This is a genomic window from Pseudomonas sp. MYb185 (assembly GCF_002979975.1).
In the GTDB taxonomy this organism is placed as follows: Bacteria; Pseudomonadota; Gammaproteobacteria; order Pseudomonadales; family Pseudomonadaceae; genus Halopseudomonas.
This window is the reverse complement of record NZ_PCQD01000006.1, coordinates 225,588-251,839: the sequence shown is the minus strand read 5'-3', so window position 1 is coordinate 251,839 and position 26,252 is coordinate 225,588. Positions and strand designations below refer to the sequence as shown.

The following is a 26,252-nucleotide window of genomic DNA, read 5'->3' as shown; positions in this document are numbered from 1 at the left end:
GACGCTGGATGGCCAGTCCCGTGGATTGCCGCGCCCTTCGGGCTCGCAATGACGGCGTTTTGCTTCAGCAATGACGGTGCTTGCTTCAGCGTCCCGATTTGATCCTGTTCCAGGCGCGGGTGATGATCCGTTGAGATGCCAGCGGACGCGGTTTGGCCACAAACAATTTGGCCATGACTTCCTCTGTGGGATAGATCGCCGGGTCGTTCAGCACCTCCGGGTCGACAAACTCGTTGGCCGCCAGGTTGGGGTTGGCGTAGGCCACATAATCGGTGATCGGCGCAACCACTTCAGGGCGCAGTATGTAGTTGATGAAAGTGTGCGCGTTGTCGGCGTTCGGCGCACCTTTGGGAATGGCCATCATATCGAACCACAGCTGGGTACCTTCGCTGGGGATGCTGTAGCCGATATTCACTCCATTCTTCGCTTCATCAGCCCGGTCGGCGGCCTGGAATACGTCACCGGAAAAGCCCACAGCGACGCAGATCTCGCCGTTGGCCAGGTCGGAGATATAGCGTGAGGAGTGGAAGTAGGTCACATGCCCACGCACGCTCATCAGCAGCTCCTCGGCCTTTTTCAGGTCGTCGGCGCTGTTGCTGTTGGGGTCCAGGCCCAGGTATTGCAGGGCCGAGGTCAGCATGTCGTCACCGGAATCGAGCATGGAAATACCGCAACTGGCCAGCTTGGCGGCAACCTCCGGCTTGAATACCAGATCCCAGGAGTCCAGCGGGGCGTCATCACCGAGGATGGCCTGCACCTTGTCGATGTTGTAGCCGATACCGTTGGTGCCCCACATGTAGGGAATCGAGTACTCGCTGCCCGGGTCGATGCTTTCCATCTCGTCCATCAGATCGGGGTTGAGGTTCTTCATGTTCGGCAGCTTGCTGTGGTCCAGCTTCTGGTAAACGCCGGCCTCGATCTGCTTGGTCAGGAAGTGGTTGGACGGTACGACTATGTCGAAGCCGGAGCGGCCGGTGAGCAGCTTGGCATCCAGTACCTCGTTGGAGTCGTATACATCATAGGTCACCTTGATGCCGGTTTCCTTCTCGAAATTGGCGATGGTGTCCTCGGCGATATAGTCCGACCAGTTGTAGATTTTCAACTGTCCGGCAGCCTGCGCTGCGCCAGCGAACAGTCCGGTCACTGCCAAAGCCAGCAACGTCTTGTGCATTGTCGGTTTCATGCTCTGTCTCCTGTTACAGACGCCGTCCCTGGGGCTGGACCGGTCTGTTCTGTCATTGGCCGGACGCGCCAGCCGCCATCGGTTGATCGATCAACGCCCGGAGGTGATCCGGGTTCCGCTTTGCTACGAACGCTCCCTGTCGGCAGGCAGTTCGGCCAGCCGGGATAGTGTATGCAAGGTCTCTGCGCACGGATAGAGCACGCGGCGGCCTAGATCAATTCCTGCGCCGCCATGTTCAGGCTGCGCCAGGCCTTCTCGAACAGTTCATCGATCTCCTCCGGCTGAATGATCAGGGGAGGTGACATGATCATGCTGTCACCCACCGCACGCATAACCACCCCGTTGCTGATGCACAGGTCGCGGCACAGGGAGCCGGCAGCACCCTTGCCCGGGAAACGCTCGCGGCTGGCCTTGTCACGCACCAGCTCGAAGGCGCCGAGCATGCCAACACCGCGCACCTGGCCAACCAGCGGATGCTCCGCCAGCGCGGCGATCCTGTTCTGCAGATAGGGTGCGGCTTCGTTACGAGCATAGTCGACGATGTGCTCGTCGCGCAGGATACGCAGGTTTTCCAGACCGACCGCTGCCGCCACCGGGTGACCGGAATAGGTATAGCCATGGAAGAACTCGCCGCCACTCTCGATCAGGCAGGAGGCCACGCGTTCACCGACGATCACTCCGCCCATCGGCAGGTAGCCGGAGGTCATGCCCTTGGCGATCGGCATCAGATCCGGCTGCAGGTTGTAGTACTGGCTGCCGAACCATTCGCCGGTACGCCCGAAACCGCAGATCACCTCGTCGACCACCAGCAGGATGCCGTACTTGTCGACGATGCGCTTGATTTCGGGCCAGTAGGTCGGCGGCGGAACGATCACCCCGCCGGCACCCTGGATCGGCTCGGCGATGAAGGCGGCAGCCTTGTCGGTGCCGACCTGCAGGATCTTCTCCTCCAGCTGGCGCGCCGCCCACAGGCCGAATTCGTTCTCGCTCATGTCGCCGCCTTCGCCGTACCAGTACGGCTGGGGGATATGCACTATGCCGGGGATCGGCAGGTCGCCCTGCTCGTGCATGGCGCTCATGCCGCCGAGGCTGGCGCCGGCGACGGTGGAGCCGTGGTAGCCATTGATGCGGCCGATCACCACTTTCTTCTGCGGCTGGCCCTGCAGGTCCCAGTAGCGGCGCACCATGCGCAGTACGGTGTCGTTGGCCTCGGAACCGGAGCCGGTGAAGAACACATGGTTCATGTGCGCCGGCGCCTGCTCGGCTATCGCGCTGGCCAGCTGCACCGCCGGTGGGTGGGTGCACTGGAAGAAGCTGTTGTAATAGGGCAGCTCCAGCATCTGCCGGTAGGCGGCATCGGCCAGCTCGGTACGGCCATAGCCGATGTTGACGCACCACAGCCCGGCCATGCCGTCGAGCAGGCGATTGCCGTCACTGTCCCACAGATACACCCCTGAAGCGCGCTCGATGATGCGCGCGCCCCGGCTGCCCAGATCCTTGTGATCGGTAAAGGGATGCAGATAGTGGGCTGCGTCCAGTGCCTGCAGTTCAGCTGTGGTGGGTTTGCCTGCTCTGGTCATGGTCGGTACTCCTGTGATCCGCTGTGTTACCGATGGGCGCGCGGCCCGGCGCTATACGCTCAGCAATAGAAACTCCCGTTCCCAGGAACTGATGACGCGCTTGTAGTTCTCGTTTTCCACCCGCTTGACCGCGATATAGCCGCGGCAGAATTTCTCGCCCAACACCTCCTGCACATCCTGGCACTGTTCCATGCGCTCCAAAGCCGACTCCAGCGAGAACGGCAAGCGCAGGTTGCGCCGTTCGTAGGCGCGGCCCTCTACCGGAGCGGTGGGGGCGATACGGTTGATCATGCCCAGGTAGCCACACAGCAGGCTGGCGGCGATGGCGATATAGGGGTTGGCATCGGCGCCCGGCAAGCGGTTCTCCAGGCGCATGTTCTGCGGGCTGGAGTCGGGTACGCGCAGTCCGGCGGTGCGGTTTTCCAGCCCCCACTCGACGTTGACCGGCGCCGAGGTGTCCGGCAGGAAACGACGGAATGAGTTCACGTTGGGCGCGAACAGCGGCAATACATCCGGGATATAGCGCTGCAGGCCGCCGATATGGTGCAGGAACAGCTCGCTCATGCTGCCGTCCGGGTTGGAAAAGATATTCTCCCCGGTTTTGACGTCGACGATGCTCTGGTGCAGGTGCATGGCGCTGCCTGGCTCGTTGGTGATCGGCTTGGCCATGAAGGTGGCAGCCACATCATGCTTGAGCGCCGCCTCGCGCATGGTGCGCTTGAACACCAGGACCTGGTCGGCCAGGTGCAGCGGATCGCCATGGCGGAAGTTGATCTCCATCTGCGCGGTGCCTTCCTCGTGGATCAGGGTATCCAGATCCAGGCCCTGGGCCTCGCACCAGTCATACATGTCCTCGAACAGCGGATCGAACTCGTTGGCAGCATCGATGGAGAACGACTGGCGTCCGGTTTCCTGGCGTCCGGAACGACCGACCGGTGGTTGCAGGGGCAGATCCGGGTCGTCGTTGCGCTTGGTCAGGTAGAACTCCATCTCCGGAGCCACCAATGGCTTCCAGCCTTTTTCGGCATACAGCCGCAGGATCTTCTTCAGCATGTTGCGCGGCGACATCTCGATCGGCTCGCCCTGCTTGTCGTAGCAGTCGTGGATGATCTGCGCGGTGGGCTCTATGGCCCAGGGCACCAGATAGATACCGTCGTCATCCGGCTTGCAGATCATGTCGATGTCCGCTGGGTCCAGCAGGTCGTAATAGATGTCGTCATCCACGTAATCGCCGGTGACCGATTGCAGCAGGATGCTTTCGGGCAGGCGCATGCCCTTTTCCGACATGAACTTGGCGGTCGGTGCGATCTTGCCCCGGGCGATGCCCGTAAGGTCACTGACCATGCATTCGACCTCGGTGATTCTGTGTTCCTTGAGAAAGGCTTCAATCTTGTTCATACAGTCCTCTTGGGCCGGGCCATGTGCGCCCGGCAGGCGTCACCAAACGCCTTGAATATACGCAGGTAGAACGGGTTTTCCATTACCTTCCACTCCGGGTGCCATTGCACACCAAGAGCGAAGCCGCTGGCCGCGGTAACGGAAAAGGCCTCGATGAGTCCGTCGGGCGCCGTCGCTTCGGGCTGCAGACCGGGGGCCAGACGATCGACGCCCTGGGTATGCAGGGAGTTGACCTGTGCCGAGCTGCAGCCGCTGACGCGGTCGAGCAGTCCTCCAGGTTCGATGCGTACCCCATGTGCGGGGCCATATTGCACATCCACCGGCTGGCTGGTGTCTTCCCGGTGTTCAATAAAGCCGGGCACGTCATGCAGCCGCTGGTGCAGGCTGCCGCCAAAGGCCACATTCATTTCCTGAAAACCGCGGCACAGGCCCAGCACCGGCACGCCACGTTCGATGGCGGCGCGGATCAGCGGCAGGGTAGTGGCGTCGCGCTGGGGGTCGTGGAGGGTGCCGGGTGCGCTGGCGGGCCCGGCATAATGATGCGGCTCGACGTTGGATGGCGAGCCGGTGAACAGCAGGCCGTCGAGGGTGTCCAGCAGTTGATCGGGTGGCAACTGCGCACCCAGCGCCGGGATCAGCAATGGTAGCCCATCGGCTCCCTGCAGTACGCCGAGAATGTACTTCTCACCGGCCATGTGAAACGGATGGGGGCCGAAGGTGGTGGTACAGCAGGAAATGCCGATCAACGGCTTGCGGGTCTCGGGCATGATGGCGTCTGCGCGGGTAGCGGCTTGCAAAGTGTATTGTTCAATTTTTCATACAATAGCAACAAAAAATACTAACCACAAAATGATGATGATCTGATGATGGCAAGGGTGGGGATACACCTTCGCAAGGTCGTCGCAATGGTCATAGAGGGTGCGCTGCGCCCTGTTTTGGGGCGCTTGGGGTTCTATTGACTCACCGGGGCCTTTCGGATTTACTCTCAGACAAGAGAGACATGATTGATATATTTTACAAATAACAGGTGAAGAACATGCCCTCCCCAGCCGATGTCACGGGCGTCGGTACCGAGCCCGCCAAGGTCATTACCATTGACGCTGCCGATACTGTTGCAGCTCCCGTCTCAGTACGGGAAGCCGAAACCTTTCTTGCTGCCTATCCCGAGGTTCACTTCATCGATCTGCTGATCGCCGACATGAACGGCATCGTCCGCGGCAAGCGGATCGACCGCTCAGCGCTGGTCAAGGCCTTCGAGCGCGGTATCGCCCTGCCGGCATCGGTATTCGCCCTGAATATCCAGGGCACTACCGTGGAGGAAACCGGCCTCGGTGTGGAAATTGGCGATGCCGACCGCATCTGCCTGCCGATCCCCGGTACGTTGTGCATGGAGCCCTGGCAGAAGCGCCCGACCGGGCAGCTGCTGATGACCATGTACGAACTGGACCGCAAGACGCCGTTCTTTGCCGACCCGCGCTATGTCTTGCAGCGGGTGGTCGAGCGTTTCACCGAGCTGGGCCTCAAGCCGGTGTCGGCCTTCGAGCTGGAGTTCTTCCTGATTGACCAGGAAAACATCACCGGCCGCCCACAGCCGCCGCGCTCACCGATCTCCGGCAAGCGTCCCAACTCGGTGCAGGTCTACTCCATGGATGACCTGGACGAATACGCTGAATTTCTCGAGGACGTCATCGAAGCTGCCCACGAGCAGGGCATCCCCGCTGACGCCATCGTCGCCGAATCGGCCCCCGGCCAGTTCGAAGTCAACCTCCACCACGTCGATGATCCGGTCAAGGCCTGCGACTACAGCGTGCTGCTCAAGCGGGTGATCAAGAGCGTCGCCTACGACCATGAGATGGATACCACCTTCATGGCCAAGCCCTATCACGACCAGGCGGGCAACGGCATGCATGTGCATATCAGCCTGGAGCGCGACGGCCAGAACACCTTCGCCCCGAATGCCGATGGCGAGCTGTCCGAGACCCTGCGCTGGGCCATCGGCGGATTGCTGGAAACGTTGCCGCAGTACATGGCCTTCCTGTGTCCCAACGTCAACTCCTACCGCCGTTTCAGTCCGGGCTTCTTCGTGCCCTGTGCACCCACCTGGGGCATCGACAACCGTACTGTGGCGGTGCGCGTGCCGGGCGGTGAGCCGGAGGCCATGCGCATCGAACACCGCCTCGGCGGCGCCGATGCCAACCCCTACCTGTTGATGGCGGCATTGCTGTCGGCCGTCCACTACGGCATCAGCAACCGCATCGAGCCGCCACCGATGACCGAGGGCAACGCCTACGAACAGCATGAGCCGTCGCTGCCGACCAACCTGCGCGATGCGTTGCGCGAACTGGAAGGCTCGGCGGTGATGAAGGAATACATCGGCGAGGAATACCTCGATGTCTTCGTGCTGTGCAAGGAGAGCGAGATGGAGGAGTTCGAGCGGACCATCTCGGATCTGGAGTACATGTGGTACCTGCACACGGTGTAGCGGCTAGGGCACTACCTGGCTTGTCTGGCTATTAAAGTTGCGCCGATAACTGGACGGTGAGGTTCCCAGTTGCGCTGCAAACTGTTGACGCAGCGCCAGCGGCGTGCCGAAGCCGGCCTCTGCAGTAATGAGCTCGATCGACAGATCGGTGGTCTCCAGCAATTGCTGGGCTCTGGCGACCCGCTCGGTATTCAGCCATTTGCTCACCGTGGTACCGGTGGCCTCGCGGAAGCGGCGAGTGAAGGTGCGCCGACTCATTTTCGCCACCTCGGCGAGCGCATCGACTGACAGCGTTTGCGACAGGTTCTCGCGAGCCCATTCCAATACGCCGGGCAAGCGATCGTCATTCGCGCAGCGGGGCAGTGGCCGTTCGATGTACTGCGCCTGGCCACCGGCCCGGTGCGGTGGTGTGACTAACAACCGGGCGACGTGATTGGCCGCCTCGGAACCGTGGCGCTCGCGCAGCAGATGCAGGCAGCAATCGATGGCGGCCACCGTGCCGGCGGAGGTGATGATGTTGCCATCGGCGACATACAGCACATCGGGCCGAAACAGGGTGTGAGGGAAGCTCTGGGCAAACATCTCGCGCGCTACCCAGTGGGTGGTGGCCTCCCGTCCGTCCAGCAGGCCCGCATGGCCGAGAGCGAAAGCGCCCAGACACAAACCCACAATCAGCTTGCCTTGCTCATTGGCCTGTCGCAATGCGGCGGTCAGCTCGGGGGATGTCGGTTCTCCAGCATCACTCCAGGCCGGAACGATGATGATATCGGCGTCCGCCATGACATCGAGGCCATGGGGTACCTCAATTATCACGCCCTGGTCGCTGCGAATCTGACCGGGCATCTGCGCGCAATACAGTACTTCATAGCGAGCCAGAGCGGGGCCATCACTCGCACCGAAGACCATACCGGGGACAGAGAGGTGGAACAGGCTCACGCCCTCAAAAGTCAGGATAACCACACGGATGACAGACATTGCATGCCTCGAGGCTGAAGGAGAAGCGCTGGACGAACCCTATCCTGCCCAAAATTAACGTATGTATGGATTCGGGTCAAAATTAAGGTAGCGAGTACCAGAAGAGGAATGGCCCATTTATAACTAATATTGTCATTCAGGCCACTTTAAACAGGGATGGGTCAAGCCGACAATAGCGGCTCACTTTCATTGGCTATTCCCAGGAGATGCACATGACCATGAAAACCCTTGCCAGCTCGCTCGCCGTGGCGCTGAGTCTGAGCATCGCTGCGACCTTTGCCCAAGCACAGCCTGCTAGCGTTGACGCCACCGCACCCGCTGCTACCGAGGCAGTGCAGCTGCAACAGATCCGCAATGCCACAGTGAAGATTACCTACGGTGACACCACTTTCCTGGTCGACCCGATGCTGGCGAAAAAAGGCACCTACCCCGGCTTCGAAGGCACCTATCGCAGCAACCTGCGTAACCCGCTGGTAGATCTGCCGATGTCCGAGAAAGAAGTCCTGGCTGGTATCGACGCCGTGATCGTCACCCATACCCATTTGGACCACTGGGATGATGCGGCACAGGAGTTGTTGCCGAAGGACATCCCGCTTTTTGTACAGAACCTGGCTGATGCATTGATGATCCGTGGGCAGGGTTTTACCAATGTTCGCGTTCTTTCCAGGGCCGAGTTCAATGGAGTGACCCTTAGTCAGGTTGGCGGTCAGCATGGCACTGACGAAATGTATGCTGTTGCGGAACTCGCTACTGCACTTGGAGAGGCCATGGGTGTGGTGTTCCAATCACCTGGTTACGACACACTGTACCTGGTGGGCGACACCATCTGGCGTGATGAAGTCGATATGGCGCTTGAGGACTACGGCCCGCAGATCGTCTTGATCAACGCAGGCTATGCGATGATGAATGGGTTTGATGGCTCCATCATCATGGGCAAGGAAGATGTGCTGCGCGCATCCCAGGCAGCTCCGGATGCGACCATCGTTGCCACGCACATGGATGCCATCAACCACATGGCTCTGACCCGCGAAGAGCTGCGCGAGTATGTGCAGGAACAGGGCATCGCAGATCGTGTCGAGATTCCTGAAGACGGTGCGACGCTCAACTTCTGAATGCTGAGCCCTGAATATAGAGCCAGGCTGCTGTTACCACAGCGGCCTGGCTTTTTGCGTTTGCAGATTAGCGGCCTGGCTTTTTGCGTTTGCAGATTAGCGGCCTTGACGCCTCTCTCAGTTAGCAGTGGCTTCCTGCATTCTGCTGCGCTTTCCTCGTGTGGCCACCCAGCACAGGATGGAACCCACACAGACCATGGCCGCGCCCTGCCAGAACGATAGCGATAGCGGTGTTTGCAATACCAATGCCGCCAGCGCCGCCGAGATCACCGGAATGAAATACGAAGCGCCGGCGAGCACGGTGACGTTGCCGTGCAGAATGCCGACGTTCCAGGCTGCGTAACCAAAACCCATTGCGGCCGCAGCCAGCACCAGGTAGACGATGGCCTGCAGGCTGAAGTGCATTGGCTCGCCGCCGATAAACAGGTACTTCAGCCACAGCACCAGCGCAGTGAGCATGAAGAACAGGGTGATGCCATTGTTACCCTCGGAAATCCGCGCGGTTACCGTGCAGTAAGGGGTCCAGATAAGTGCGCCGCTAAAGGCCAGTCCATAGCTCCGCGGGTTGTCCTGGATATTTGCCAGCATGCTCGGCAGATGCAGCCCCTCGTCACCGCCCAGCACCCAGCAGATACCGAGAATGGCCAGAACAAAGCCGGGTATCAGGATCAGCAGGTTGGCTCGTTGCCTATTGAACAGGATGGCAGCGGCCATGACGAAGGCCGGCCACAGGTAGTTCACCATGCCGACCTCGATGGCCTGCCTGCTGGAGTTGGCATAGCCGATGGACAGGGCCAGGCACAGCTCATAGGTCACGAACAGCAGACTACCCCAGAACAGATAGCGTTTGGGGAATCGACTGACCCGGGTGGGACCCACGGAAAACAATAGAAAAACAGCTGCCACGGTATAGATCATGGCCGCGCCACCGGTCGCGCCCAGGTGTTCGCTTACACCCCGAATGAGCCCCACGATCGAGCTCCATAGCAGGATGGCGATCAAACCTATCAGGGTGGCGTTGTTGCGGGTCATGACTTTCCATCAGGGTTGAGGAAACAGCGGCAGAGCAGAATGGCCAGTCGCAGGGGAGGATGTCAAACTCAAGGCATGCCTGGAACGCACGGGTTTATCGGTGCGATTCGGAGTCAGTGTCATTGTTCTTGTCGAGTCGGGAGGAGAGAGTCATCGTAGCCAAGTTGAATGCGCCCGCTGCTTCGGGCTGGTGGCAGCGTCTGCGTTACTGGCGGGAAGATCGCCAGCTACGCCGACTAGCGGTTACCTCCGCGCAATGGCATGCCGCACTGGGCGACTGGACGGTGTATCAGCGCTACCCGCTGGAGCAGCAACAGCGCATCCAGCAACTGGCCCTGCGCCTGCTGCTGCGCAAGCATCTGGTCGCCATCAATGATGCTGAACTGGACGACCGGCTGCGCCTGCGCATCGCGGGGATGGCCGCCGTTCCGGTGCTGGAGCTGGGCCTGGACTGGTATGACGGCTGGCGGACGCTGATTCTGTATGACGGGCCCTTCGTTGCCGAGCATAGCTGGGAAGATGAGTTCGGTATTGTCCATCAGGAAGTCAGCGAGCGCAGTGGCGAAGCCTGGGAGCGCGGGCCGGTGGTGTTGTCGCTGGAGGATGTCTGGCATTCGGGGCAGGGCGACGGCTACAACGTGGTCATTCATGAGCTGGCGCATACCCTGGATATGCGTGATGCGTCGGCCAACGGTGCGCCACCCTTGCATGCGGGTATGGATGCTGCTGCCTGGAAGCAGGATATGCAGGCGGCCTGGGATGATCTGGCCAGACGCGCCGAGCAGGGCGAGCCGCTGCCGGTGGATGAGTACGCGCTGGAAGACCCGGCGGAGTTCTTCGCGGTGCTGTCGGAAACCTTCTTCGAGCAGCCCGAGCCGCTGCAGGCCGCCTGGCCTGGGGTATATCGGCATCTGGCGGACTTCTATCGGCAGGACCTGCTGCAGTCATAAGGGGCTCGGGGTGTAGCGCGCCTGCGCTACGCCTGCAAAGTCGCAGTGGGTGCGTAGCTTGTCGGCGAGCAGGGGCTCGCCAACCCGGGTTGCACCCGTCGGTAGCGCGATTTCACTCGCCTTTACTCTGCATCAACTCGATCAACGCCCGGATCACCTTGGGCAGCGCCTGCAGATCCCGTACCAGAATGCTGCGCTCGCGTACCCGCCAGGGTTCGTCCAGTTCGATCACCGACAGGCTCATGGTGCGCTGGTGGCGGCGGGCCGAGGAGTCCGGCAGCACAGCTATGCCCACACCCGCTTCGACCATCCGGCACATGGCTTCGAAGCTGTAGACCTTGATGCGCATGTTCAGGCTGTGCCCATGCAGCGCCACCTGTTCCTGCAGGAAGCGCAGCAGGGTGGTGCCCTCGTGCATGCTGATATGCGGGTAGCCCAGGGTGTCGAGCAGCTTGAGGCTCTGGCGGCTGGCCAGCGGATGATCCAGCGGGGTGGCCAGCACCAGGCGGTCGGTGCTGAAGCGGATCACCTGTAGGTTCTGGGCTTCGACCGGCCCGGCGATGATGCCCAGGTCGGTGGAGCCATCCAGCACCCCGCGCACGATATCCCGGCTCAGGCGCTCCTGCAGATCCACCGTTACCCCCGGCCGTTCGGCGAGAAAACCAGCCAGCACATCAGGCAGGAACTCGGTGGCGGCGGTGGTGTTGGCGAAGATGCGGATATGCCCGGCGGCCTCGGCACCGTATTCGGTGAACTCGCTTTTCATGTAATCCACCTGGCGCATGATCAGTCGCGCATGCTGCAGAAACAGCTGACCTGCGGGAGTCAGCTCGACGCCGCGGCTGTCACGGTACAACAGCCGGCTGCCAAAGCTGGTCTCCAGGCTCTTGATCCGCACGCTGGCTGCCGCCGGGGAGATGAAGGCCTTGCGCGCGCCCTGGGTCAGGCTGGGCGATTCGGCGATGTGGATGAACAGGCGAAGGTCGGATAAATCGAAATGCATGGATAACTGTTTTCCGCGTGGATACTGGCGTCCGGGTTGGCGTTAATCAGAACCGAACGCACCCTTGCTGAAATGCAGATTCACAGATCGCCGGCTCCTTGGCAAGGTTGCGACACAACAACGCAGCCACGGGGATGCATACCGATGAGCGATACTGCACTGTCCGCCTGGGTCGGGCGCAGCGAAGATATCCATGACCACCTGAGCCTGAACCTGATTCAGCGCATTGCCGCCACCTTCGGCGAGGCGGCGCCACAACCGGGCGAGCCCCTGCCGCCCCTGTGGCAGTGGTGCTTCTTCCAGCCGGCGGTGGCCGAGTCCGGTCTGGGTGGTGATGGGCATCCGGCCCGGGGCGGGTTCCTGCCGCCGGCGGACAACCGCAACCGCATGTGGGCCGGTGGCCGCGTGGAATTCCATCAGCCGCTACGGGTGGGTGCCGAGGCCAAGCGCGTGTCCACCATCCTCAAGATCGAGGAAAAGGCCGGCCGCACTGGCTCGCTGCTGTTCGTCACCGTGCAGCACGATTATCTGCAGGACGACCTACTGGCGATCCGCGAGGAGCAGGATATTGTCTATCGCGAGCCGAGCCCGCCCAAGCTGTCCGCCGGCGTGGCCTTGCCGGAGGCCGACTGGCAGGAGCCGGTCACGCCCACCCCGACCCTGTTGTTCCGCTATTCCGCGGTGACCTTCAATGGCCACCGTATCCACTATGACTGGCCCTATGTCACCGAGACCGAAGGTTACCCGGGCCTGGTGGTCCACGGCCCGTTGATGGCCACACTGAATCTGCGCGCCTTCTGCCGGGCCAACCCCGAGGCCCGCCTGCGGCGCTTCGCCTACCGCGGACTGCGGCCGCTGATCGCGCCGCAGCCCTTCGTGGCCGGTGGCCGCATTGTCGAGCCGGGCAAGGCCGAGCTGTGGACCGGCAATGCCGACGGCATGGCGCAGCAGGCTGACGTGCAGTTCGACTGAGCATTCAAGCAACCGTGATGACCAGCTGCGGCGCGGGCTGCCGCTGATGAGAGGAACCGAGATGAATCCGTACCTGAATGACGAATACAACGCCATCCGCGAGGGTGTGCGCGCCCTGTGTGCCGAGTTCGACGGCGAATACTGGCGCAAGATCGACGAGGCCAAGGGCTTCCCCGAGGCCTTCGTCAGCGCCCTGACCCAGGCCGGCTGGCTGTCGGCGATGATTCCCGAACAGTACGGCGGTTCCGGCCTGGGCCTGGCCGAGGCCTCGATCATCCTCGAGGAGGTCAATCGCTGCGGTGGCAACTCCGGCACCGTGCACGGCCAGATGTACAACATGTTCACCCTGCTGCGTAACGGTAGCGACGAGCAGAAGAGCTTCTACCTGCCCAAACTGGCCAGCGGCGAGCTGCGCCTGCAGTCGATGGGCGTGACCGAGCCGACCACCGGCACCGACACCACCAAGATCAAGACCACGGCGGTGAAGCAGGGCGACAAGTATGTGATCAACGGCCAGAAGGTGTGGATCTCGCGTATCCAGCACTCCGACCTGATGATCCTGCTGGCGCGCACCACGCCGCTGGCCGAGGTGCAGCGCAAGGCCGATGGCATGTCGATCTTCCTGGTCGATCTGCGCGAGGCCATCGGCAACGGCATGACCGTGCAGCCGATCGCCAACATGGTCAACCACGAGACCAACGAGCTGTTCTTCGACAATCTGGAAATTCCCGCCAGCAGCCTGATTGGCGAAGAGGGCAAGGGCTTCCGCTACATCCTCGACGGCCTGAATGCCGAACGCACGCTGATCGCTGCTGAATGTATCGGTGACGGCCACTGGTTCACCCAGAAATCCACCGAGTATGCCAGGGACCGGGTGGTGTTCGGTCGGCCGATCGGCCAGAACCAGGGTGTGCAGTTCCCGATTGCCGAGGCGCATATCGAGATCGAGGCGGCCGACCTGATGCGCTGGCGCGCCTGTGAGGAATACGACGCCGGACGCAACGCCGGCGCGGCGGCGAACATGGCCAAGTACCTGGCGGCCAAGGCGTCCTGGGAAGCGGCCAACGCCTGCCTGCAGACCCATGGCGGCTTCGGCTTCGCCAACGAATACGACGTCGAGCGCAAGTTCCGCGAGACCCGGCTGTATCAGGTGGCACCGATCTCCACCAACCTGATCCTGTCCTATGTCTCCGAGCACATTCTCGATCTGCCGCGCAGCTTCTGATCGTCTCCGGGCAACTACAAGGAAAACAGCATGAGTCAGCATACCCAGGCACTTACCGAGTTTCTTGCCGGCCTGAGCTACGAGCAACTGCCCGAGGCCGTGGTGCGTCGTACCGAAGAGTTGTTCCTCGACTGGCTGGCCTCGGCACTGGCCGCCCAGGGCGCGCACCCGATCCCGCTGTTCGAGCGTTATGCCGAGCGCATGGGGCCGGCCAGTGGCAAGGCGCAGATCCTGGTCAATGGTCGTTCCAGCTCGGCCTACTTTGCCGCGCTGGTCAACGCTGCCAGCTCGCACCTGGTCGAGCAGGATGACCTGCACAACAGCTCGGTACTGCACCCGGCCACGGTGGTATTCCCCGCCGCGCTGGCCGCCGCCCAGGACTTGGGCAAGAGCGGGCGCGAACTGATTCTGGCCTCGGTGGCCGGCTACGAGGCAGGTATCCGCATCGGTGAATTCCTTGGCCGCTCGCACTACCGCATCTTCCACACCACTGCGACCGTCGGCACCCTGGCCGCCGCCGTGGCCGTGGGCAAGCTGCTGGACTTCGACCAACAGCAGTTCACCAACCTGCTCGGCAGTGCCGGGACCCAGGCCGCCGGCTTGTGGGAGTTCCTTCGCGATGCGGCGGATTCCAAGCAGTTGCACACCGCCAAGGCCGCTGCCGATGGCCTGCTGGCCGCCTACCTGACCGCTGATGGTCTGAGTGGTGCGCAGAACATTCTGGAAGGGGAGCAGGGCATGGCCGCGGGCATGTCCAGCGATGCCGATCCGAGCAAGCTGTCCGACCGGCTGGGCAGCCGTTGGGCGCTGCCGGAAACGTCGTTCAAGTTCCACGCTTCCTGCCGGCACACCCACCCGGCGGCCGATGCGCTGCTGCAGCTGATGCAGCGCGAGCAGCTGCAGGCCGAGGAAATTGCCGGCGTGGTGACCCGCGTGCACCAGGGCGCGATTGATGTGCTGGGCCGGGTGGTGGTGCCGCAGACGGTACACCAGGCCAAGTTCTCCATGGGCACGGTGCTGGGCCTGATCGCCATCTACGGCAAGGCCGGGCTGCCGGAGTTCGAGCAGCACAGCCTGACCGATGCGCGCATCGGAGTGTTCCGCGAGAAAGTCGAGATGCAACTGGATCCGGAAGTGGACGGCGCCTATCCGCAGCGCTGGCTGGGTCGGGTGGTGGTCAGTACCACCGATGGTCGCACCCTGCATGACAGCATCGATGAGCCCAAGGGCGATCCGGGCAACACCCTGAGCCGCGCCGAGCTGGAGGACAAGTTCCGCCGGTTGGTGGCGTTCTCCGGTGCCTGCGATGAGCCGCAGGCCAGCCGCTTTATCGAGCAGGTCTGGAGCCTGCATGCGCTGGATGATCTCAATACATTGGTCGGCGTTGCGCCGCGGGAGAGCCGCGCATGAACAAGGTGACAGACAAGCCCCGTCCACTGGACGGCATCACCGTGGTCAGTCTGGAGCACGCGATTGCCGCGCCGTTCTGCACCCGTCAGTTGGCCGATCTGGGCGCGCGGGTGATCAAGGTCGAGCGTCCTGGCTCCGGCGATTTCGCCCGGGGTTACGACGAGCGGGTCAGCGGCCTGGCCTCGCACTTCGTCTGGACCAACCGCTCCAAGGAGAGCCTGACCCTGGACGTCAAGCAGCCGGGCGCCGATCAGGTGCTGGAGCGCCTGCTGGCCCAGGCCGACGTGCTGGTACAGAACCTGGCACCGGGCGCAGCGGCGCGCATGGGGCTGTCCTTCGAGGCGCTGCATGCGCGTTTTCCGCAGCTGATCGTGTGCGATATTTCCGGCTACGGCGAGGGCGGCCCCTACGAACAGAAGAAGGCCTATGACCTGCTGATCCAGAGCGAGGGCGGTTTCCTGTCGGTCACTGGCGGACCCGGTGACGACGACATGGCCAAGGCCGGCTGTTCGATCGCCGATATCGCCGCCGGCATGTATGCCTATACCGGGGTGCTCTCGGCGCTGATGCTGCGCGACAAGACCGGGGTCGGCAGCCGGGTCGATGTATCCATGCTGGAAAGCCTGGTGGAATGGATGGGCTTCCCACTGTACTACGCCTATCAGGGCGCGACGCCGCCACCGCGTGCCGGTGCCGCGCACGCCACCATCTACCCCTATGGTCCGTTCCCTGCCGGCGACGGCAAGTCGGTGATGCTCGGTCTGCAGAACGAGCGCGAGTGGCAGGCGTTCTGCGACAAGGTTCTGCTGCAGCCGCAGCTGGCCAGCGACGAACGCTTTGCCAGCAACTCCCGACGCTCGGAAAACCGCGCGGAACTGCGCGCCATCATCGTCGAGGCGTTTGCCGCGCTGAGCTCCGATGAGGTGATTGCCCGCCTGGATGCCGCGCCGATCGCCAATGCCCATGTCAACGACATGGCCAGCGTCTGGGCCCACCCGCAGCTCAAGGCGCGCCAGCGCTGGGTCGAGGTGGACAGCCCTGCGGGCATGCTGCCGGCGCTGCTGCCACCGGGTCGCAATGCCGCCTTCGAACCGCGGATGGATGCGGTGCCGGGGCTCGGCGAGCATACCGACAGCCTGCTGGCCGAACTGGGCTATGCGGCGGGCGATATCCAGCACTTGCGCCAGCAGGGGGCGGTATGAACGCATCCATCATCCGCAGCGCGCTGTTCGTTCCGGCGACCCGTCCCGAGCGCATCCCCAAGGCCCTGGCCAGCGGCGCCGACGCGGTCATCGTCGACCTGGAGGACGCCGTGGCGGACAACCTCAAGGCCGAGGCGCGGGCCAATCTGGATTCCTTTCTGGCCAGCCATCCCGACGCCCGGGTACTGGTGCGCATCAACGCTCCGCAGCACCCGCAGCAGGCGGCCGATATCGAACTGTGCGCTCGCTACGCCGGTGTCGCCGGCGTGCTGCTGCCCAAGGTGGAAACCGCCGAGCAGGTCGCCGCGGTCGCGGCCTGCGGCAAGCCGGTGTGGCCGATCATCGAGAGCGCCCTGGGGCTGCAGGCATTGCCGAGCATCGCCGCCGCCGACGGCGTCGAGCGCCTGAGCTTCGGTGCGCTGGACCTGGGCCTGGATCTGGGGCTGGCCAGTGGCACGGCCGCCGCCGGGCGGATTCTCGACCAGGCGCGCTACGCCATCCTGCTGCACAGCACCCTGGCGCAGCTGGCCCCGCCGCTGGACAGCGTGTTTCCCGACATCGGCAATACCCAGGGCCTGGCCCAGGTGGTGAGCGATGCCCGGGACATGGGCTTTGGCGGTCTGCTGTGCATTCATCCCCGCCAGGTGGCGGTGGTGCACGACACCCTGATGCCCGACAGCCAGGAGCTGGACTGGGCGCAGCGGGTGCTGGCTGCCGGGGCCAGCGGTGAAGGGGTCTTCGTGGTCGATGGGCAGATGGTCGATGCACCGGTGATCGGCCATGCCCGGCGTCTGTTGCAGCGGGCGGGCCAGCCTGTGGGCTGAGAGCTGCGGCCACCGCCAAGCCGGTCAAGTGAAAACGAGCGATACCAGAAACATAACAACAAGAGGTTACCAACCCATGTTCAAGCACCTACTCAAGGCACTGCTCTGCGCCTTGCCACTGTTCGCCGGACTGGCTCAGGCTGACAGCCCGGTGGTCATCAAGTTCGCCCATGTGGTGGCGGACAACACACCCAAGGGGCAGGGCGCCCTGCTGTTCAAGAAGCTGGCCGAGGAACGTCTGCCGGGGCGGGTCAGGGTCGAGGTCTATCCCAACTCATCACTGTTCGGCGATGGCAAGGAAATGGATGCGCTGGTGATGGGTGACGTACACATGCTGGCACCGTCGCTGTCGAAGTTCGAGCATTATGCCAAGGCGCTGCAGGTGTATGACCTGCCGTTCCTGTTCGATGACCTGGCGGCGGTGGACCGTTTCCAGCAGGGGGAGCATGGCCAGCAGCTGCTGCGCTCCATGGAGCACCACAATATTCTCGGCCTGGCCTATTGGCACAACGGCATGCGCCAGATGTCCGCCAACAAACCCCTGCAGGAGCCTCGTGATGCCCGCGGTCTGAAGTTCCGGGTGCAGGCATCGGCGGTGCTCGATGAGCAATTCAAGGTGTTGCGCTCGATCCCGCGCAAGATGAGTTTCGCCGAGGTCTACCAGGGGCTGCAGACCGGCGTGGTCAATGGCACCGAGAACACCTGGTCCAACTACGAAAGCCAGAAGGTGCATGAGGTGCAGAAGTACATCACCGAGTCCGATCATGGCGTGATCGACTACATGGTGATTACCAATGCGCGTTTCTGGAACCGCCTGCCCGAGGATATCCGCAGCGAGCTGGAACAGGTCATGGCCGAGGTTACCGTCGAGGTGAATCGCCAGGCCGAAGAGCTCAACGAGCTGTCCCGCCAGCGCATCCTCGCCGCCGGCACCACCGAGATCATCAACCTGACCCCCGAGCAGCGCGCCCTCTGGCGCGAGGCGATGCAGCCGGTATGGCAGAAATTCGCCAGGCATATCGGTGACGAGCTGATCGCCGCGGCGCAAGCCAGCAACCCCTGAAGACATTCTGGCGCAGCCGGCAGTGATGCCGGCTGCGGGCTTTCCGTTTCCATTTTCCGGAGTAACCACCATGCACGCACTGCGTCTGGCCTGGGACCACATCGAGGAGGGCATCATCGTCCTGCTGCTGTCGGTCATGACCCTGGTGACCTTTGTCTACGTCATCATCAACAACCTGTACAACGTGTTCTTCATCATCGGTGACCAGTTCGAGGGCAGCAGCGAGGGCATCACCGCCTTCTTCTACGGCATCGGCGACTTCATCATCGGCCTTGCCCAGGACATGACCTGGGGCAATGCCCTGGGCAAGGCGCTGTTCGCCTGGCTGATCTTCTTCGGTCTGGCCTACGGCGTGCGCACCGCCGGGCATATCGGTGTCGATGCGCTGGTCAAGTTGACCAGCCAGCGCACCCAGTGGGTCATCGGCATCATCGCCTGCCTGATCTGCCTGGGGTACGCCGGGCTGCTCAGCGTCGCTAGCTTCGACTGGGTCTCCGCACTGCTCGGCACCGCCGTGCATGCCGAGGACCTGGACCAGTTCGGCATTCGCCAGTGGCATATCGCGCTGGTCGTGCCGCTGGGCTTCGCCATGATGTTCATCCGTTTTGTTGAAATCCTGATCCGTATCCTGCGTCACGAACAGACTGGCCTGGGCCTGGCTGACGAGGCCGCTGATGCCATCAAGCTGGCCGAGGAAGAGGAGCGCCACCAATGACCATTCTGTTCCTGTTCGTCGCCCTGTTCGCGCTGATGCTGATCGGCGTGCCGGTCGCCGTATCCCTCGGCCTGGCAGGCTCGCTCACCATCATCCTGTTCAGTCCCGACTCGGTAGGCTCGCTGGCGATCAAGCTGTTCGAAACCTCCGAGCACTACACCCTGATGGCGATTCCGTTCTTCCTGCTGGCGGGGGCCTTCATGACCACCGGCGGTGTGGCGCGGCGGTTGATCGACTTCGCCAATGCCAGTGTCGGGCATATCCGTGGTGGTCTGGCGATCGGTGCGGTGATGGCCTGCATGCTGTTCGCGGCGCTGTCCGGTTCTTCCCCGGCCACGGTGGCGGCGGTCGGCTCGATCGCCATTGCCGGCATGGTGCGCTCAGGCTATCCCCAGGCCTTCGGTGCCGGCATCGTGTGTAACGCCGGTACCCTCGGCATCCTGATTCCGCCGTCCATCGTCATGGTGGTATACGCAGCGGCTACCGAGCAGTCGGTGGGCAAGCTGTTCATGGCCGGGGTGATTCCGGGCCTGATGCTGGGATTGGCGTTGATGGTGGCGATCTACATCATCGCCGTGAAGAAGAACCTGCCGGCCTTGCCCAGAGCCAGCTTCCGCCAGTGGTTGTCCACCGGACACAAGGCCATGTGGGGACTGTCGCTGATGATCATCATCCTTGGCGGTATCTACTCGGGCATGTTCACGCCCACCGAGGCGGCTGCGGTGGCGGCAGTCTATGCCTGGTTCGTCGCGGTATTCATCTACAAGGACATGACCCTGCGCGAATGCCCCAAGGTGATTCTCGAGGCGGGCAAGCTGAGCATCATGCTGATGTTCATCATCGCCAACGCCATGCTGTTCGCCCACGTGCTGACCACCGAACAGATCCCCCAGGCCATCACCGCCTGGGTCACCGCCATGGAGCTGTCGCCCTGGATGTTCCTGCTGGTGGTCAACATAGTGCTGCTGATCGCCGGTGCCTTCATGGAGCCCTCGGCGATCATCCTGATCCTGGCGCCGATCCTGTTCCCGATCGCCATGCAGCTGGGCATCGACCCGATCCACCTGGGCATCATCATGGTGGTGAACATGGAGATCGGCCTGATCACCCCGCCAGTGGGCCTGAACCTGTTCGTCACCTCGGCGGTGACCGGCATGCCGGTGACCTCGGTCATGCGCGCCGCTGCGCCCTGGCTGATGTTGCTGCTGTGCTTCCTGGTGTTGATCACCTATGTGCCGGCGATTTCTCTGGCGCTGCCGGGATGGCTGGGGATGTAGATATAGAGGTCAAGTATGTCATCTGTTCCAAGGGCGGGTTGATTTCATTTATAGTATCGACTTGATGCGTTCCGCTTTTTTGTCTATGTCTTGTAGGGCCGGGAAAAATCTTCCCGGCTCGCTGATTACAAGAACAATGAGGCAGAACATGACAACCAACAATGCACTTCGCAGCGCGGCGGGACGCTTGCCGCTGCTGCTTGCCATCCTTGCCCTGGCAGCCAGCCAGACCGGTTGCTTTGACGGAGGCGGCGGTAGCAGCAAGCGCCACGACACCCGCACCGGGGTATTTGTCGACAGTCCGGTTTCCGGTTTGCGTTATGCGACCGATAGCCAGGATGGGGTGACCGACAGTCAGGGCACCTTCGAATATCGACACAACGAAACCGTCGCCTTCTATCTGGGCGATCTGAAACTGGGGGAAGCGAACGGAGCGGAGGTGATCACACCACTGGATCTGGTCGCGGATGCCGACGATCACACCGATGAGACAGTGACCAATATCGCCGTCTTGCTGCAGACCCTGGATCAGGATGGCAATGTCAGCAATGGGATCACCATTACCCCCGAGATAGCCGAACGGGTGTCCGACTACGCGGACCGTCTGGCCTTCGACATGGATTACGCCGCCTTCAGCGCGTCATTGGCCGATTTGCTGGCGGATCTGAACAGCGCCGAGCCACCGCTGTTCACCGATACCTTCCCCGGCCCGCGAGCAGTGGTGGCCGAGGCGGAGGCACAGGAGCATCTGGGCCGTGCCATTGCGCCGCAGAAGGTGGTCGATACCGAATACGGCAAACTGTCGGGCTTCCAGCATCCGGACGGTACCTGGGCCTGGTATGGGGTGCCCTATGCCAAGCCCCCAGTGGGCGAGCTGCGCTGGAAACCGCCAGTCAAGCCAGAGGCCTGGGAGGGCGTGCGCTGGGCCACCGGCTGGGCTGACCAGTCGGCACAGAACCCGGCCTATGCCGCTTTCGGTGAAGGGGGGATGAGTGAGGACAGCCTGTACCTGAACATCACCGTGCCGGATGGGCATGATGGCGAGAAACTGCCGGTGATGGTCTGGTTCCATGGGGGCGGCTTCGCCATCCTCACCGGCAACACCAAGGCCTTCAACAACACCTCCCTGCCGCAGGAAGGCGTCGTGGTGGTCACGGTCAACCACCGTCTCGGGCCGTTCGGCTATATGGCGCATCCGGCACTGACCGCCGAGTCGCCGGACAGCACCTCGGGCAACTACGGGCAACTGGACCTCATCGCGGCGCTGGAGTGGGTGCGTGACAACATCGCCGGCTTCGGCGGCGACCCGGATAATGTCACCATCTTTGGTGAGTCCGGTGGCGGCGGCAAGGTACTGTCATTGATCAACTCACCCATGGCCAGCGGGCTGTTCCACAAGGCCATAGTGCAGAGCGGCATGGCCGGGCCCGATGATCAACTGATGCCGATCAAGAACCTGCTGGCGGCGGAAGAGGCCGATGGCGTCGCTGTTGCCGAAGCGCTCCAGGTGCAGGATGCCGAGGACGTCGCCGCGGCATTGCGCGCCGTTCCCTGGCCTGAATTGGCGGCCGTGGCGGACAGCACCGGTCGGCTATTCTCGCCGAACGTGGATGGTATTTACATGCTGGGCGGCATCCGCGAGAGTTTTGAGGCCGGGGCACACAATGATGTACCGGTCATCGCTGGTGCCAACCAGGGCGATACACCTGGCCTGATCGATGGCCTCAAGTGGTACATGCCGTGGATGGCTGATAACAACGCGTCGGCGGTCTTCACCTATGTATTCGATCATCTGCCGGACAACTGGTCGAGCCAGGGCGCGCTGGCCTATCACGGTGCCGAGCTGGTGTACGTATTCGACTATCCGGACAGCTTCCTGTCCCATTACCTGCTGGGGCTGACCGGCCTGCAGGACCCGGTGGGGGGAGATACGCCGACACCGGAAGGCTTCTTCATGAACCACCCGGGCTGGAACCCGAATGATGAGGCGGTAACCGACAACATGCGTGCCATGTGGGCCAACTTTGCCCGTAGCGGTGACCCTTCCATCGAGGACTTCGAGTGGCCGGCGTATACCTCGGAGAACGACACTTACATACGCATTGCCCAGAGTCTGACCATGGAAACGGGCCTGGAGGAGGCGTTCCCGGAATCGGATTAAGCTGTTGGATGCACGCGTATGGAGCTGGAGCGCCGTGTCATACTGACACGGCGTTTCTTATTCTGCCTTCATTTCCTATTGCACTGAACGATTTCATATTGCACTGCTGACCGAGCAGCCATGTCGATCCACTGTTGTCGAAGCCACACTTCCTAAAGGCTGGAGTCGATTTGTCCACACTTGGCCGCCTTATTGCATTGGTATCCGGAACAACAATAAGTAGGCGCTTCCGAGGAAAGCCAGAGCGCCGGGAAGGAGACATCATGACATACCGTATCAAGGTCATCATCCCGATCCCCATGGATCAGGCCGGTGCAATGAATCGTGCTTCGCAGTTACCTGACAGTTTGATCCTGCCTGGCTTTCATCCCGAGTTTGTCCCGGTAGCTCGCGGAGCCTCGCTGGCTGATAGTGCCTATGACGTCCTGCTGATGGATTTCTCGGTGGTCGAGGCGGGCATACGTGCCCAGGATGAAGGTTATAGTGCGGTATGTATTGATACCGTCAGCGACTCCGGGCTGGCTGCCCTGCGTTCCCGTCTGGATATTCCGGTAATCGCGCCAGGTATGTCGGCGTTCTATATGGCCTGCATGCTGGGCAAGAAGTTCAGCGTCATCACCATGTGGGATGAGTGGTTCCCCCTGTATGAAAAAACCCTGACCGAGTACCGCTTGTGGGATCGTGTGGCATCACTGCGCTCGATCGATACCCGGCCAGATCTCAAGGAGCTGCTTGGTGGCAAGGAAGATGTGGTGTTTGCCAAGCTGGAGGCGGAGGCGCGCAAGGCCATGGACGAAGATGGCGCGGATGTCATCGTCCTTGGCTCGACCACCATGCACCAGTCCCACGCTTACCTGACTGAGCGATTGCCGATTCCGGTAATCAATCCAGGCCAGGTGGCCTACAAACTCTGTGAATTGATGTTGAGCCTGGGGTTGAGCCACAGCCGCAAAGCCTACCCTGCGCCGGAAAACCCGAATGATGCGGCCTATCACGCATTCGTTAACTGACAATAATAATCAGGAGAGTGACATGACCCGTTTGACCCGCGAACAACTGACCGAGCTGGCGACCCTTTCATACTTCGGTAATGTTGATAAGAAGAATATGCAGCAAGTGCTGGACTGCTGTCATGAAGATGTCGAGTTCACCATTCAGACCGACAACCTTACTCACAGTGGCCATGTTGGTGTGCGCAAGATGTTCGAGAACCTGTTTTCCGGTTATGAAGAGATCTGGCATGGCGACTTTGAAGTGGCGGCCGATGAAACTACACAGACTGTCTGTGCACGATTCAATGTTTATCTCAAGGATTATCAGGGTAACGAAACCCGTCTGCGAAACTGCAACTTCTGGTATGTCGAAGAAGGCAAGTTTCGCCGGGTATTCGTTTTCATGAGTGGTGAGAATGTACTGCGCTGATCTTCACCTATGACAACGGGTCGCTCAGGTGGAGGCAACGATAGCCCCTGAGTCCTGGCGACCCCCTGCCTGATGCAAAAGAATAACAAAGGATAAGGCAAGATGACCCAACCCAGACAACCAGGGGAGCTCCGCTATCCCTCGATTTTCTCGCCCCTGAAAATCGGCAACGTCACGATTCGCAACCGCTTGATGCAGACTGCGCATGCCAAGGGTTTTGCCTCGGCGGACGGCCTGACCAATGACCGTGATATCCACTACCAGGCCGAGCGTGCCAAGGGTGGCATTGGCCTGATCGTGACCGGCGCGCGGCATGTCCATCCGCAGTCCACCGGGCCGAATCGCTCCCTGGCGCGGGGTGATCGCAAGGAAATGATCGAGCGTGATGCGCAGATGGTGCAGGCGGTGCATGCCTTTGGCGGCCGCATTTTCGCTCAACTGATCCACTTCGGCCCACAGGGGCGTAGCGGTGCCCTCGATGACTACCGTCTGCTCATGGGGCCGTCCACCATGAAGTCGCCGGCCTACAACGAGTGGGCCAAGGAAATCACCCAGGCCGAGATGGAAGAGGTCTCGGACTACTTTGCCCTGGCCGCCAGCAATGCCAAGGCGGCTGGCTTCGATGGCGTGGAGCTGCACTATTCCCATGGCTATCTGCACCAGCAGTTCCTGTCCTTTGTCTACAACAAGCGCACCGATGAGTACGGCGGCAGCCTGGACAATATCGTACGTTTCCCGATCGAGACCATGCGCCGGGTACGTGATGCGGTTGGGCCGGATTTTGTGGTTGGCATCCGCGTTTCCCTGGATGAGTGCACGGTCGACGGGATGCAGGCCGATACCGCCATCGATATGACCCGCAAGATGGTGGAGACCGGTTTGATCGACTACGTCAGTGCCACGGCTGGTACCTACGCAGCGCATGCGGATCAGATTCCGCCGGGCGACTATCCGGAAAACTGGCTGGTGGAGGATGGCGCCCGGTTGCGCGCGGCGCTACGGCAGGTCAGTGATATTCCCGTTTTCATTGTCGGTCACATCGTTGACCCGGCCAAGGCCGAGGCCCTGGTCGCCGAAGGTGCCACCGATATGGTGGCCATGACCCGCAGCCAGATAGCCGATCCCGAGTTCTGCAACAAGCTGCTCGAAGGCCGCGAGGACGAGATCACCCACTGCATCCGTTGCAACCAGGCCTGCATTGCCCGCCTGATGGCGGGCAATGCCATCTCCTGTGTGGTCAACCCGGCAGCCGGGCGCGAGCAGCGTTTCGGCCTGCATACGCTGCAGGAGACTGAACGGCCAGCGAACTGGTTGGTGGTCGGCGGCGGCCCGGCAGGCATGAAGGCCGCACTGACCCTGCGCCAGCGTGGTCACCGGGTCACACTGGTGGAGCGTGGCGAGCAGCTTGGCGGGCAGACGCTGCTCGCCGCCCAGTTGCCACGTCGGCAGAAGTTCGGCTTTATCGCACGCGATCTGGAGCGCCAGTTGCGCAAGGCCGGGGTGGAGATTTGCCTGAATACCGGGCTGGATGCCGAGGCCATCATGGGCTGGGGCGCTGATGGCGTGATTCTGGCCACCGGCTCGACTCCCTTGAAGACCGCGTTTACCTCGACCCGGCCGGCAGTGGATCGAGTGCCGGGCACGGAGCAGGACAATGTGCTCAGCGTCATCGAGGTACTGCAGGCACCGGAGCGGGTCGGCAAGCGGGTGGTGCTGTTCGACGAGGATGGTGGGCGTTATGCCCTGGGAACCGCGGAATTCCTGCTTGACCGTGGCCATGAAGTCCATCTGGTCAGTCGTTTTACCGCACTGGCACCGAACCTGGCGCTCACTCTGGATCTGCCGGTGAATTATCGGCATGTCTTCGCCAAGGGGCTGCGTTACACGATCAATAGCTGGGTTCGGCGCATAGAGGGTGAGCGCGCCCAGTTGCTCAACCTGTTTACCGACGAGGACAGCGAGGTGCTGGAGGCGGATAGCTTCGTCATCGCCGCCGGGCACCAGCCGGAGGATGCACTCTACCGCCAGTTGCAGGGGCGGGTCGCCCGGCTGTATTGCATCGGTGATGCCAACCTGCCGCGCCCGCTGCAGGACAGTATCTACGAGGGCATGCTGGCCGGTCGTGAGCTGCTGGGCGATCCGGCGCGCTTTATCGAGCAAGGCGAGCTGGAAGGCTTCGGTGCAGACTGGCGCAGCGCCATGGGCGCCCCGCAGGCCTGATCAACCATAACAAGATATCGGGCCAGCGCTGGCGCGCTGGATCCGG

Annotated in this window: 22 protein-coding genes; 15 read left to right on the top strand and 7 right to left on the bottom strand. The window is 62.0% G+C overall.

Annotated features, from left to right (window positions below; genetic code table 11):
- Positions 1–85: 85 nt before the first annotated feature.
- The 4 genes from CQ007_RS11835 to CQ007_RS11820 all read right to left on the bottom strand — a co-directional run bounded on the left by CQ007_RS11835 (position 86) and on the right by CQ007_RS11820 (position 4,928).
- Complete coding sequence (locus CQ007_RS11835; protein WP_105646030.1) at positions 86–1,183, bottom strand: polyamine ABC transporter substrate-binding protein; 1,098 nt, start codon at positions 1,181–1,183, stop codon at positions 86–88.
- Positions 1,184–1,392: 209 nt separating this feature from the next.
- A complete protein-coding gene (locus CQ007_RS11830) occupies positions 1,393–2,763 on the bottom strand; it encodes an aspartate aminotransferase family protein (protein WP_105646029.1) in 1,371 nt (456 codons plus the stop codon).
- 51 nt (positions 2,764–2,814) lie between these two features.
- Positions 2,815–4,161 (bottom strand): glutamine synthetase family protein, encoded by a 1,347-nt coding sequence (locus CQ007_RS11825; protein WP_105646028.1) that lies wholly within the window; start codon positions 4,159–4,161, stop codon positions 2,815–2,817.
- Positions 4,158–4,928, bottom strand: a complete 771-nt coding sequence (locus tag CQ007_RS11820; protein ID WP_105646049.1) for a gamma-glutamyl-gamma-aminobutyrate hydrolase family protein — start codon at positions 4,926–4,928, stop codon at positions 4,158–4,160. The genes CQ007_RS11825 and CQ007_RS11820 overlap by 4 nt, the downstream gene beginning before the upstream one ends.
- A 269-nt stretch (positions 4,929–5,197) precedes the next feature.
- Here CQ007_RS11820 and CQ007_RS11815 point away from each other — a divergent pair, with 269 nt between their 5' ends.
- The gene (locus CQ007_RS11815; protein WP_105646027.1) at positions 5,198–6,643 is read left to right on the top strand and encodes a glutamine synthetase family protein; all 1,446 of its coding nucleotides are present in this window, start codon (positions 5,198–5,200) and stop codon (positions 6,641–6,643) included.
- Positions 6,644–6,646: 3 nt separating this feature from the next.
- Here the strand turns inward: CQ007_RS11815 and CQ007_RS11810 are convergent, their stop codons facing one another.
- Entirely contained in the window at positions 6,647–7,618 is a 972-nt protein-coding gene (locus CQ007_RS11810) for a GlxA family transcriptional regulator (RefSeq protein ID WP_105646026.1), read from the bottom strand.
- A gap of 212 nt (positions 7,619–7,830) precedes the next feature.
- Between CQ007_RS11810 and CQ007_RS11805 the strand changes: the two genes are divergently transcribed.
- Positions 7,831–8,730 carry an MBL fold metallo-hydrolase gene (locus CQ007_RS11805; RefSeq protein ID WP_105646025.1) on the top strand — a complete coding sequence of 300 codons (900 nt, stop codon included), beginning with the start codon at positions 7,831–7,833 and terminating at the stop codon, positions 8,728–8,730.
- Between the two features lie 117 nt (positions 8,731–8,847).
- Here CQ007_RS11805 and yddG read toward each other — a convergent pair whose 3' ends face one another.
- Positions 8,848–9,762 (bottom strand): aromatic amino acid DMT transporter YddG, encoded by a 915-nt coding sequence (yddG, locus tag CQ007_RS11800; RefSeq protein ID WP_105646024.1) that lies wholly within the window; start codon positions 9,760–9,762, stop codon positions 8,848–8,850.
- A gap of 122 nt (positions 9,763–9,884) precedes the next feature.
- Between yddG and CQ007_RS11795 the strand changes: the two genes are divergently transcribed.
- Complete coding sequence (locus CQ007_RS11795) at positions 9,885–10,712, top strand: zinc-dependent peptidase (RefSeq protein ID WP_218278872.1); 828 nt, start codon at positions 9,885–9,887, stop codon at positions 10,710–10,712.
- Between the two features lie 112 nt (positions 10,713–10,824).
- Here CQ007_RS11795 and CQ007_RS11790 read toward each other — a convergent pair whose 3' ends face one another.
- Complete coding sequence (locus CQ007_RS11790) at positions 10,825–11,715, bottom strand: LysR family transcriptional regulator (protein ID WP_105646022.1); 891 nt, start codon at positions 11,713–11,715, stop codon at positions 10,825–10,827.
- A gap of 144 nt (positions 11,716–11,859) precedes the next feature.
- On the opposite strand from CQ007_RS11790, the gene CQ007_RS11785 reads away from it, so the two are divergent.
- From CQ007_RS11785 to CQ007_RS11730, 12 genes are all read left to right on the top strand, one after another.
- Positions 11,860–12,687: a MaoC family dehydratase N-terminal domain-containing protein gene (locus tag CQ007_RS11785; RefSeq protein ID WP_105646021.1), complete on the top strand. Its 828-nt coding sequence runs from the start codon at positions 11,860–11,862 to the stop codon at positions 12,685–12,687.
- 61 nt (positions 12,688–12,748) lie between these two features.
- The gene (locus CQ007_RS11780; RefSeq protein ID WP_105646020.1) at positions 12,749–13,912 is read left to right on the top strand and encodes an acyl-CoA dehydrogenase family protein; all 1,164 of its coding nucleotides are present in this window, start codon (positions 12,749–12,751) and stop codon (positions 13,910–13,912) included.
- A 30-nt stretch (positions 13,913–13,942) separates the two neighbouring features.
- A complete protein-coding gene (locus CQ007_RS11775) occupies positions 13,943–15,322 on the top strand; it encodes an MmgE/PrpD family protein (protein ID WP_105646019.1) in 1,380 nt (459 codons plus the stop codon).
- Positions 15,319–16,524, top strand: a complete 1,206-nt coding sequence (locus CQ007_RS11770) for a CaiB/BaiF CoA-transferase family protein (protein WP_105646018.1) — start codon at positions 15,319–15,321, stop codon at positions 16,522–16,524. Before CQ007_RS11775 ends, CQ007_RS11770 begins: the two co-directional genes overlap by 4 nt.
- Positions 16,521–17,348, top strand: a complete 828-nt coding sequence (locus tag CQ007_RS11765) for a CoA ester lyase (protein ID WP_105646017.1) — start codon at positions 16,521–16,523, stop codon at positions 17,346–17,348. The genes CQ007_RS11770 and CQ007_RS11765 overlap by 4 nt, the downstream gene beginning before the upstream one ends.
- 76 nt (positions 17,349–17,424) lie before the next feature.
- On the top strand, positions 17,425–18,411 hold the full coding sequence (locus tag CQ007_RS11760; RefSeq protein WP_105646016.1) for a TRAP transporter substrate-binding protein: 987 nt from the start codon (positions 17,425–17,427) through the stop codon (positions 18,409–18,411).
- A gap of 70 nt (positions 18,412–18,481) precedes the next feature.
- Positions 18,482–19,126, top strand: a complete 645-nt coding sequence (locus CQ007_RS11755) for a TRAP transporter small permease (RefSeq protein ID WP_105646015.1) — start codon at positions 18,482–18,484, stop codon at positions 19,124–19,126.
- Positions 19,123–20,403, top strand: a complete 1,281-nt coding sequence (dctM, locus tag CQ007_RS11750; RefSeq protein WP_105646014.1) for a C4-dicarboxylate TRAP transporter large permease protein DctM — start codon at positions 19,123–19,125, stop codon at positions 20,401–20,403. Before CQ007_RS11755 ends, dctM begins: the two co-directional genes overlap by 4 nt.
- 148 nt (positions 20,404–20,551) lie before the next feature.
- Positions 20,552–22,564: a carboxylesterase/lipase family protein gene (locus CQ007_RS11745; protein WP_158256764.1), complete on the top strand. Its 2,013-nt coding sequence runs from the start codon at positions 20,552–20,554 to the stop codon at positions 22,562–22,564.
- Between the two features lie 263 nt (positions 22,565–22,827).
- Positions 22,828–23,574, top strand: coding sequence for an aspartate/glutamate racemase family protein (locus CQ007_RS11740; RefSeq protein WP_105646012.1), 747 nt, complete (start codon positions 22,828–22,830; stop codon positions 23,572–23,574).
- Positions 23,575–23,596: 22 nt separating this feature from the next.
- On the top strand, positions 23,597–23,986 hold the full coding sequence (locus tag CQ007_RS11735; RefSeq protein ID WP_158256763.1) for a nuclear transport factor 2 family protein: 390 nt from the start codon (positions 23,597–23,599) through the stop codon (positions 23,984–23,986).
- Positions 23,987–24,088: 102 nt separating this feature from the next.
- Positions 24,089–26,206 (top strand): FAD-dependent oxidoreductase, encoded by a 2,118-nt coding sequence (locus CQ007_RS11730; protein WP_105646010.1) that lies wholly within the window; start codon positions 24,089–24,091, stop codon positions 26,204–26,206.
- The last annotated feature ends 46 nt before the right edge of the window (positions 26,207–26,252 follow it).

What these genes read in the sequence shown, in the direction of transcription:
- CQ007_RS11790 (WP_105646022.1), bottom strand. Translation starts at nt 11,715, where the DNA reads ATGCATTTCGATTTATCCGACCTTCGCCTGTTCATCCACATCGCCGAA.
- CQ007_RS11775 (WP_105646019.1), top strand. Translation starts at nt 13,943, where the DNA reads ATGAGTCAGCATACCCAGGCACTTACCGAGTTTCTTGCCGGCCTGAGC.
- CQ007_RS11730 (WP_105646010.1), top strand. Translation starts at nt 24,089, where the DNA reads ATGACCCAACCCAGACAACCAGGGGAGCTCCGCTATCCCTCGATTTTC.
- CQ007_RS11780 (WP_105646020.1), top strand. Translation starts at nt 12,749, where the DNA reads ATGAATCCGTACCTGAATGACGAATACAACGCCATCCGCGAGGGTGTG.
- dctM (WP_105646014.1), top strand. Translation starts at nt 19,123, where the DNA reads ATGACCATTCTGTTCCTGTTCGTCGCCCTGTTCGCGCTGATGCTGATC.
- CQ007_RS11745 (WP_158256764.1), top strand. Translation starts at nt 20,552, where the DNA reads ATGACAACCAACAATGCACTTCGCAGCGCGGCGGGACGCTTGCCGCTG.
- CQ007_RS11825 (WP_105646028.1), bottom strand. Translation starts at nt 4,161, where the DNA reads ATGAACAAGATTGAAGCCTTTCTCAAGGAACACAGAATCACCGAGGTC.
- CQ007_RS11740 (WP_105646012.1), top strand. Translation starts at nt 22,828, where the DNA reads ATGACATACCGTATCAAGGTCATCATCCCGATCCCCATGGATCAGGCC.
- yddG (WP_105646024.1), bottom strand. Translation starts at nt 9,762, where the DNA reads ATGACCCGCAACAACGCCACCCTGATAGGTTTGATCGCCATCCTGCTA.
- CQ007_RS11815 (WP_105646027.1), top strand. Translation starts at nt 5,198, where the DNA reads ATGCCCTCCCCAGCCGATGTCACGGGCGTCGGTACCGAGCCCGCCAAG.
- CQ007_RS11830 (WP_105646029.1), bottom strand. Translation starts at nt 2,763, where the DNA reads ATGACCAGAGCAGGCAAACCCACCACAGCTGAACTGCAGGCACTGGAC.
- CQ007_RS11835 (WP_105646030.1), bottom strand. Translation starts at nt 1,183, where the DNA reads ATGAAACCGACAATGCACAAGACGTTGCTGGCTTTGGCAGTGACCGGA.
- CQ007_RS11820 (WP_105646049.1), bottom strand. Translation starts at nt 4,928, where the DNA reads ATGCCCGAGACCCGCAAGCCGTTGATCGGCATTTCCTGCTGTACCACC.
- CQ007_RS11755 (WP_105646015.1), top strand. Translation starts at nt 18,482, where the DNA reads ATGCACGCACTGCGTCTGGCCTGGGACCACATCGAGGAGGGCATCATC.
- CQ007_RS11760 (WP_105646016.1), top strand. Translation starts at nt 17,425, where the DNA reads ATGTTCAAGCACCTACTCAAGGCACTGCTCTGCGCCTTGCCACTGTTC.
- CQ007_RS11810 (WP_105646026.1), bottom strand. Translation starts at nt 7,618, where the DNA reads ATGTCTGTCATCCGTGTGGTTATCCTGACTTTTGAGGGCGTGAGCCTG.
- CQ007_RS11805 (WP_105646025.1), top strand. Translation starts at nt 7,831, where the DNA reads ATGACCATGAAAACCCTTGCCAGCTCGCTCGCCGTGGCGCTGAGTCTG.
- CQ007_RS11770 (WP_105646018.1), top strand. Translation starts at nt 15,319, where the DNA reads ATGAACAAGGTGACAGACAAGCCCCGTCCACTGGACGGCATCACCGTG.
- CQ007_RS11785 (WP_105646021.1), top strand. Translation starts at nt 11,860, where the DNA reads ATGAGCGATACTGCACTGTCCGCCTGGGTCGGGCGCAGCGAAGATATC.
- CQ007_RS11735 (WP_158256763.1), top strand. Translation starts at nt 23,597, where the DNA reads ATGACCCGTTTGACCCGCGAACAACTGACCGAGCTGGCGACCCTTTCA.
- CQ007_RS11765 (WP_105646017.1), top strand. Translation starts at nt 16,521, where the DNA reads ATGAACGCATCCATCATCCGCAGCGCGCTGTTCGTTCCGGCGACCCGT.